Origin of the sequence: Actinocorallia libanotica (genome assembly GCF_039525175.1) — a bacterium.
Lineage (GTDB): Bacteria > Actinomycetota > Actinomycetes > Streptosporangiales > Streptosporangiaceae > Actinocorallia > Actinocorallia libanotica.
In genome coordinates this window covers 20,601-28,443 of record NZ_BAAAHH010000063.1, presented here as the reverse complement: position 1 = coordinate 28,443, position 7,843 = coordinate 20,601, and the positions used below count along the sequence as shown (strand labels likewise).

Sequence of the window (7,843 nt, the reverse complement as noted above, 5' to 3'; positions counted from 1 at the left end):
CCGCCGGGGCGTCCGCGGCGCCGCCGGCCGCCGCCCGGCCCGCCGCCAGGGCCAGCAGGCCGGCGACCATCAGGTGGAGGCAGCCGCGCAGCACCCGCAGGGCCGGCGTCAGGGAATGATCGTGCACCACATCTCTCACCGGCTGCCGTAGACGTCTGACCTGGTCAGGGTAGGTGACCGCGGCCGGGCACGGCATCGTCCGAAAGGTGGAGGCCGCGGTGGCCCCTTCGGCCACCGGCGGCCGTGCCCGCGCCCGATGCCGCGGCGGCGGCCGAACCGCGACGGTGGAGGCACGCCGGGCAGCGGGTCCGGCGCCACCGCCGAAAGATGAGGATGAACGTGTTCGTCGCCTGGAGGGATCTACGCTTCGCCAAGGGCCGCTTCGCCCTCATGGGCGCCGTGATCGTGTTGATCACGGTGCTGGTGGGGCTGCTGTCGGGACTGACCGCGGGACTGGGCCGGGAGAACACCTCCGCCGTGACCGGCCTGCCCGCCGACCACCTGGCCTTCGCCGCCCCCGCCGACGGCCGGGAGGTGTCCTTCACCGACTCCCGCCTCGACCGCGACGCCTGGGAGCGGTGGTCGCGGGTGCCCGGGGTGCGCAAGGCCGAGCCGCTGAGCATCGCGATGACCAGGGGGGAGGCGGGCTCCTCCGCCGCCGCCCTGTCCGCCTTCGGCGTCCGGCCGGACTCCGGCCTGGCCCCCGCCCCCCTGCGGGACGGCGCCGTGGTGCTGTCCGAGCAGGCCGCCGACGAGCTGGGCCTGGCGGCCGGGGACTCCTTCACCCTGGGCGGGCGCCGTGCCGTCGTCGCCTCCGTCGCCGGGGACGCCATGTACAGCCACACCCCGGTGGTGTGGGTGCCTTTCACCGGAGGACGGGCCACCGTCGTGGCGCTGGACACCGCGCCCGGCGCCGACCTGGCGGCGGCCGACCGGGAGCTGGGCACGCGGACCGTCGCCCGGGACGACGCGCTCCAGGCGATCGGCTCCTTCACCGCCGAGAACGGCTCCCTGCAGCTGATGCGCGGCTTCCTGTTCGCCATCTCCGCCCTGGTCATCGGCGCTTTCTTCACCGTGTGGACCATCCAGCGCAGCGGGGACGTGGCGATCCTCAAGGCGCTGGGCGCCTCCACCGGCTACCTGCTCAGGGACGCCCTCGGCCAGGCGGTGGTCCTGCTGGTGCTGGGCACCGGCGCGGGCACCGCCCTGGCGGCGGGCGTCGGCGCCGCCGTCGGCGGCACGGTCCCCTTCGTCCTGGACGTCTCCACCGTCCTGGTGCCCATGGCCGTCATGATCGCCCTCGGCGCGGCCGGTGCCGCCCTGTCCGTCCGCCGCATCACCTCCGTCGACCCCCTCACCGCCCTGGGAAGTGCACGATGAACGCCCCTCGCCCCGGTCTGATCCTGTCCGATGTCACCCTCACCTACCCCGACGGCGCCGACCGCCTGACCGCCCTGGACGAGGTGAGCCTGGACGTGCCCGCCGGCACCCTCACCGCGGTCGTCGGCCCCTCCGGCTCGGGCAAGTCCAGCCTGCTCGCCGTCGCCGCCACCCTCATCACCCCCGACAGCGGGCGCGTCTCCATCGCCGGGACCGACACCCGGGGGCTGGGCCGCGCCGAGCTGACCGCCCTGCGCCGCACCGCCGTCGGCATCGTCTTCCAGCAGCCCAACCTGCTGCCCTCCCTGACCGCCGCCGAGCAGCTGCAGGTCATGGCCCACCTCGCCGGACGCGCCCCCGACCGGGCCCGCGCCCTGGAGCTGCTCGAGGCGGTCGGCCTCGCCGACCAGGCCGACCGCCGCCCCCACCGGCTCTCCGGCGGCCAGCGCCAGCGCGTCAACATCGCCCGCGCCCTCATGAACGACCCCGCCGTCCTCCTGGTCGACGAGCCCACCAGCGCGCTCGACCACGAACGCGGCGCCGCCGTCCTGGACCTGCTCACCGGCCTGACCCGCCGGCGCGGCGTCGCCACCGTCGTGGTCACCCACGACCGCTCCCTGCTGGGCGCCGCCGACGCCGTCGCCGAGGTCCGCGACGGCCGCCTGAGGGGGGCCGCTTCCGACGATGACCGAGCAAATCTGCGCTGACTGACGGCGTATAGTCTTCCCCTGGGGAGAGGGGGACCCGAGGTGACCACCGAGACCGCCGGCGCCGGCGCGCTGCTCGCCCTCATGCGCGACGGCCACGCCCGCACCCGCAGCGACCTGGTCAAGCTCACCGGTCTCGCGCGGTCCACGGTGACGCTGCGGCTGGAGGCGCTGCTGGACCGCCGGTGGATCGTCCCCGCCGAGGGGCCAGTCTCCTCCGGCGGGCGCCCCGCCACCGCCTTCACCTTCAACACCGGCGCGCGCCTCGTCCTCGCCGCCGACCTCGGCGTCATGCACGCCAGGGCCGCCGTCACCGACCTGGGCGCCCGCGTCCTGGCCGAGCGGCGCGCCGGCATCGCCATCGCCGAGGGCCCCGAGAAGGTCCTGGACTGGCTCATCGAGGCCTTCACCGGGCTCCTCGCCGAGACCGGCCACACCCTGGCGGAGGTGTGCGGCGTCGGCGTCGGCCTGCCCGGCCCCGTCTCCCACGGCACCGGCCGCCCCGTCAGCCCCCCGATCATGCCCGGCTGGGACGGCTTCGACGTCCCCGGCCGGCTCGGCGCCCGCCTGGGCGCCCCCGTCCTGGTCGACAACGACGTCAACATCATGGCCGTCGGCGAGCACTGGTCCACCGGCCGCGGCACCGCCCACATGATCTTCGTCAAGCTCGGCACCGGCATCGGCTCCGGCCTGATCACCGAGCACCGCCTCCACCGCGGCGCCCAGGGCGCGGCCGGCGACATCGGCCACATCCGCGCCAGCGCCGAGGCCGCCGACGCCCTGTGCCGCTGCGGCAACACCGGCTGCCTGGAGGCCGTCGCGGGCGGCGGCGCCCTGGCCGCCCGCCTGCGCGCCGAAGGCCTCGACGCCGACACCGCCTGGGACGTCGTGCGCCTCGTGCGCGCCGGGGACCGCACCGCCGTCACCCTGGTCCGCCAGGCCGGCCGGGAGATCGGCCAGGTGCTGGCCTCCCTGGTCAACTTCTTCAACCCGGGCGTCATCGTCATCGGCGGCGAGCTCGCCGACGCCGGCGAGCACCTCCTGGCCGGCGTCCGCGAGAGCGTCTACAGCCGCTCCCTCCCGCTGGCCACCGCCCACCTGAACATCCGCGTCTCCGAGCTGGGCGAGCAGGTCGGCATCATCGGCGCCGCCGTCCTCGTCATCGAGGAGACCCTCTCCCCCGACGCGGTGGACCGCTCCCTGACCTGACGGCGGGGAGGGCCCGCCTCCGTGCGGCCGGGAGGGTCCCGCCCGGTACCGGACGGGACCCTCCCGGGGTTCACGGCGACGGCGTGCCGCCGGGCGCCGGGGCGTAACCGGCCGCCCGGGTCGTGAAGGTCCCACGGCCCCGGGTACGGCCGCGCAACCGCGTCGCGTAGCCGAAGAGCTCGGCCAGCGGCACGGTCGCGGTGACCACCGCGGTGCCGGACCGCGCGGCCTGGCCCGTGACCCGGCCGCGCCGTGCCGCCAGGTCGCCGAGCACCGTGCCGACGGCGTCGTCGGGCACGGTGACCGTGACCTCGGCCACCGGCTCCAGCAGCGCCATCACGCCCGTGCGCAGCGCCTCGCGCAGCCCGAACCGGCCCGCGGCCCGGAATGCCAGCTCCGACGAGTCCTTGGGATGCGTGGCCCCGTCGGTCAGCGTCACCCGCAGACCCGTCACCGGATGGCCGCCGAGGGGGCCCTCGGCGAGGGCGTCCCGGCAACCGGCCTCCACCGCGCGGACGTACTCCCGGGGCACCCGCCCGCCCGTGACGGTCGACGCGAACACGAAGCCCCCGGCCGCCGCGTCCTGCTCCAGCGGCTCCACGTCGAGGACCACGTGCGCGAACTGCCCCGCGCCCCCGTCCTGCTTGACGTGCCGGTACACCAGGCCCGACACGCCGCGCACGACGGTCTCGCGGTAGGCGACCTGGGGCCGGCCGACACCGACCTCCAGGCCGTGGGAGCGGCGGATCTTCTCCACCGCCACCTCCAGGTGCAGCTCGCCCAGGCCCGACAGCACCGTCTGGCCGGTCTCGGGGTCGGCGCGGACCACGAGGGAGGGGTCCTCCTCGACCAGCCGCGCCAACGCCGCGGCGAGCCGGTCGACATCACCGCGCCTGCGCGCCTCGACCGCCACCGAGACCACCGGGTCCGCGGCGGCGGGCGCTTCGAGCAGCAGCGGAGCCGCCGGAGCGCACAGGGTCGCCCCGGAGCCGGCGGCCTTCAGACCGACCACCGCGACGATGTCCCCGGCCGCCGCCCGGTCCGTCTCGGCGTGCCGGTCGGCCTGGACGCGCAGGATCCGGCCGATCCGCTCCGTACGGTGCGCTCCGGCGTCCAGCACGACGTCCCCCTTCCGCAGCGTTCCGGCGTACACGCGCACGTATGTCAACCGCCCCGTGGCGGTGGAGTTCACCTTGAACACCAGGCCGGCGAACGGAACGGCCGGGTCGGCCGCCCGCTCCTGCACGGCGCCGTCCCAGGCGCCCCGTACCGGCGGCACGTCGAGCGGGGAGGGCAGGTAGGCCACGACCGCCTCCAGCAGCGGCTCGACACCGCAGTCGCGGTACGCCGCACCGCACAGCACCACGACGGCCTCACCGCTCAGGGTCAGGTCCCGCAGCGCCCCGGCGAGGGTCTCGCCGGAGACGGTGCCGCGCGCGCAGAACTCCTCCAGCGCGCCCGGGTGCAGCCCTGCCACCTCCTCCTCCAGCAGACGGCGCCGCCGCTCGGCCTCCTCCCGCAGGGCGTCGGGCACCGGCCCCTGCGTGCGGACGTCGCAGCCGGCGCTCCAGGTCGACGCGCGCATGTGGAGCAGGTCCACCACTCCGGTGAACGCGTCCTCCTGCCCGACGGGCAGCTGGACCACCAGCGGGACGGCCTTCAGCCGCTCCCGGATCGAGCGGGCCGCGGCGTCCAGGTCCGCCCCGGCGCGGTCCATCTTGTTGACGAACGCGATCCGCGGCACGGCGTGCCGGTCGGCCTGCCGCCAGACCGCCTCGCTCTGCGGCTCGACGCCCGCGACGGCGTCGAACACCGCGACAGCGCCGTCGAGCACGCGCAGCGAGCGCTCCACCTCGTCGGAGAAGTCGACGTGGCCGGGCGTGTCGATCAGGTTGATCCGGTGGCCGTCCCACACGCAGCTCACGGCCGCGGCGAAGATGGTGATGCCGCGGTCGCGCTCCTGGGGGTCGAAGTCGGTGACGGTCGTCCCGTCGTGGACCTCGCCCCGCTTGTGGGTGGCGCCGGTGAGGTACAGGATCCGTTCGGTGACCGTGGTCTTTCCGGCGTCGACGTGGGCGAGGATGCCCAGGTTGCGGACGCAGGCCAACGGGTCGCCGGAGGTGAAGCGGGGGGTGCGCACGGCTCGGTGCCTTTCGGTGTTCCGGGAAGCTGAGCAGCGCGATTCCCGCGCGAACGGCTCACAAGGACACCGCGCGAGGCGACTCGTTCGTCGCCGGGGGGCGGGTCAGGCGTTCGTCGCGGGCTTCCGGTGGCGGGCGCGCAGCCGGCACCGGGCGGCCGGAGACACCGGGATCACGTCGTACCGCGACCGGGGGGAGACGGCGGTGATGCGGTGGCGCATGCCCGTCTCCCTCCCCTGGTCGCAACGTACGGGCGGTGCCGTTCGCACCGCATCGGCTCGAGTGTAGAGAGAAGGCCTCTGCCGCCGAAACCGGTTTTTCTCCGGGTCAGCCGGTGATGCTGGGGCGGCCGTTCTCCAGGTGGCCCATGAGGCGGCGGGTGAAGGAGGGGTCCTGCGTGGTCGTGACGGTCAGGTCGTACCAGCCGTTCTCGGTGCCGTGGCGCAGGGTCCTGGCGGCTCCGGGGGCCAGGGTGACGGTCTTGTCCAGGGCCGCGTAGGCGAGGGACTTCAGGGTGAAGGTCAGGGTGTGGGGGGTCGGGTTCTCAAGGGCGATGACGAGGGTGCGGCGGTCCTGGCGGGAGGAGACGCCGGCTCCGGCGGCCTTGCCCGCGGCGGTGCCGGCGAACTCGCGGCGGAAGCCGTTGGGGCCGGTCAGGGTGAGGGAGTACCCGCCGGTGACGGGCAGCTCGTCGGTGACGGTGCCGCGCACGTCGTAGTGGCGCGGGGCGGGGAGCTCGCCCGCATACGGGTAGGCGGCGAAGTGCGAGCCCCGGGCGCCCTCGTCCTGGAGGGTGAGGGTCAGGGTCGTGCCGGTGAGGCGGGCCGAGGCCTCGGTGCGGTAGGCCAGGGGGCGGGCCGGGCGGTGGCCGGGCTCCTGCCGTGGCGTCTTCTGGGAGAGGGGCGGCAGTGCGGGCAGGAGCGGCCGGGCGCCGGGGTCGGGGGCGGGCTCGCCGACCGTCCGGCGGGAGCGGGTGGCGGTGAAGTCGAACGCCGAGGTCAGGTCGCCGGCGACCGTGCGCCGCCAGGGGCCGATGTTGGGTTCCTCGACGCCCAGCCAGCTCTCCACGAAGCGGATCGTGGAGGTGTGGTCGAAGACCTCCGAGCAGACGAAGCCGCCGACCGTCCACGGGGAGACGATGAGCATGGGGACGCGGGGGCCCAGGCCCAGGGGCTTGCCGTCCACGAACTCATCGGGGGTGCCCGCGGGCGGGGCGGGCGGCGGGACGTGGTCGAAGAACCCGTCGTTCTCGTCGTAGGTGATGAAGACGGCCGTGGTCGCCCAGAGCCGGGGGTCGGAGGCGATGGCGTCCAGGATGTCGTAGGTGATGCCGGAGCCGCGTCCGGGGGCGGAGCTGCCGGGGTGTTCGCTCTCCGCTGCCGGTGCGACGACGTAGGAGACGTTCGGAAGGCGTCCGGCGTGTGCCTCCTCGCGGAAGTAGGCGCCGAGGTTTCCCTTCTTGGTGCGGCGCAGCCCGTTGTCGAAGGCGCTCTTCTCGGCGGCCGTCAGGCCCGCGTAGCCCTTTTCCAGCTGGTCCAACAGGGCCGTGGGGTCCTTTGCCCTGCCCACCGCGCCGTAGAAGGCGTTCATGGATCGGTAGGTGGTGGCCGACAGGGCCTTCTTGGCCAGGTCGCGGTACGACGCGAAGTACTCCAGCGCGTTGTCGTCGAAGTTGTCCCACTCATGGAAGACCCGCCAGGTCCTGCCGGCCGCGGTGAGGCGGTCGACGTAAGGGGTCATCTTGTAGCCAGGGTGGCTGTCGGCGTAGGCGCTGTTGCCGGTGGTGCGCTTGCCGTCGGGCTCATAGCCGACGTTGCCGCCCCAGTGGAACATGCGGTTGGGGTTCGTGCCTCCCGGCAGCGAGCAGTGGTAGGCGTCGCAGAGGGTGAAGGTGTCGGCGAGTTCGTACTGGAACGGCAGGTCCTGGCGGTCGTAGTACGCCATCGTGCCGGGCGTCTTGGCGTGGACCCAGCGGTCGTTCCAGCCCTTGTTGAGCGCCGCCTGGGCGTCGGGCCAGGTGTGCGGGAGCCCCGCGACGAACTGCTGCGCGGTCTTGGGGCGCAGATCGAAGCCGATCGCGTCGCGGATCGAGAACGGCAGGACGTCGCGGGCGAATCCGGGCTGCTCGAAGATGCTCTTGCCCTTGGGGCGCTTGATGGCGTTGCGGTCGCCGAAGCCGCGCACTCCCGCCAGCGTCCCGTAGTAGTGGTCGAAGCTGCGGTTCTCCTGCATGAGGAACACCACGTGCTCGATCGAGGCGAGCCCGCCGGGCGGCGCGGCCACCGCCACGGCCTTCTGGAGGGAGAGCGGGAGCGCGGAGGCGGCGGCGGTGGCCGCCGCACCGGTCAGGAAGCGTCGCCGGGAGGTCTGCATGGATCATGTTGTGACAGCGCGGCATGACGATCC

General features: G+C 74.5%; 5 protein-coding genes. 3 read left to right on the top strand and 2 right to left on the bottom strand.

The genetic code is table 11. The features are described from left to right. Nucleotides 1-339 precede the first annotated feature (339 nt). From ABD140_RS37895 to ABD140_RS37885, 3 genes are all read left to right on the top strand, one after another. On the top strand, nucleotides 340-1,380 hold the full coding sequence (locus ABD140_RS37895) for an ABC transporter permease (protein ID WP_344247520.1): 1,041 nt from the start codon (nucleotides 340-342) through the stop codon (nucleotides 1,378-1,380). Beyond that, nucleotides 1,377-2,087: an ABC transporter ATP-binding protein gene (locus ABD140_RS37890; protein WP_344247512.1), complete on the top strand. Its 711-nt coding sequence runs from the start codon at nucleotides 1,377-1,379 to the stop codon at nucleotides 2,085-2,087. The genes ABD140_RS37895 and ABD140_RS37890 overlap by 4 nt, the downstream gene beginning before the upstream one ends. A gap of 84 nt (nucleotides 2,088-2,171) precedes the next feature. Then, nucleotides 2,172-3,296 carry an ROK family protein gene (locus ABD140_RS37885; RefSeq protein ID WP_344247518.1) on the top strand — a complete coding sequence of 375 codons (1,125 nt, stop codon included), beginning with the start codon at nucleotides 2,172-2,174 and terminating at the stop codon, nucleotides 3,294-3,296. 70 nt (nucleotides 3,297-3,366) lie between these two features. On the opposite strand, the gene fusA is transcribed toward ABD140_RS37885, so the two are convergent. Then, nucleotides 3,367-5,436: an elongation factor G gene (gene fusA, locus ABD140_RS37880; RefSeq protein ID WP_344247510.1), complete on the bottom strand. Its 2,070-nt coding sequence runs from the start codon at nucleotides 5,434-5,436 to the stop codon at nucleotides 3,367-3,369. Nucleotides 5,437-5,764: 328 nt separating this feature from the next. Then, nucleotides 5,765-7,810 carry a phosphocholine-specific phospholipase C gene (locus ABD140_RS37875; protein WP_344247508.1) on the bottom strand — a complete coding sequence of 682 codons (2,046 nt, stop codon included), beginning with the start codon at nucleotides 7,808-7,810 and terminating at the stop codon, nucleotides 5,765-5,767. Nucleotides 7,811-7,843: the final 33 nt, after the last annotated feature.

What these genes read in the sequence shown, in the direction of transcription:
- ABD140_RS37890 (WP_344247512.1), top strand. Translation starts at nt 1,377, where the DNA reads ATGAACGCCCCTCGCCCCGGTCTGATCCTGTCCGATGTCACCCTCACC.
- ABD140_RS37885 (WP_344247518.1), top strand. Translation starts at nt 2,172, where the DNA reads ATGCGCGACGGCCACGCCCGCACCCGCAGCGACCTGGTCAAGCTCACC.
- ABD140_RS37875 (WP_344247508.1), bottom strand. Translation starts at nt 7,810, where the DNA reads ATGCAGACCTCCCGGCGACGCTTCCTGACCGGTGCGGCGGCCACCGCC.